This window comes from Pauljensenia sp. UMB3104, from assembly GCF_030217285.1.
Lineage (GTDB): Bacteria > Actinomycetota > Actinomycetes > Actinomycetales > Actinomycetaceae > Pauljensenia.
The window spans coordinates 1-285 of record NZ_JASONN010000252.1 but is presented as its reverse complement, the minus strand read 5'-3'; the positions used below and the strand labels follow the sequence as shown (position 1 = coordinate 285).

The window sequence follows — 285 nt, the reverse complement described above, 5'->3', positions numbered from 1 at the left end:
CCGGAGGCGATCGTACGGCGTGCCGCAGTCTTGCCCTTCTCAAAGCCGAGGGCAACGAGCGCATCGGCCACGGTCGACTCGCCGATGGTGAGGGACGCTCGTGGTAGATCCGCGGTGGCAGCGGCCAGCGTTGCCTCGTCGAGATCACGGATATCGCCTCCGCCCCACAGGGCGTCGGTCGCAGCGAGAACGCGCTGAAGCTGATCGGCCCCGTGCACGAGTTCCGTGACGGAGGCAGCCAGCGCCTTCTGCGCGGCACGCTGGTGCGGACGCTCGGCAACCTCA

1 pseudogene is annotated in these 285 nt (G+C 68.8%); it reads right to left on the bottom strand.

From position 1 onward, the window contains the following. Positions 1-285 (bottom strand): annotated as a pseudogene (locus QP415_RS11590) (tyrosine--tRNA ligase); the annotation flags it as partial.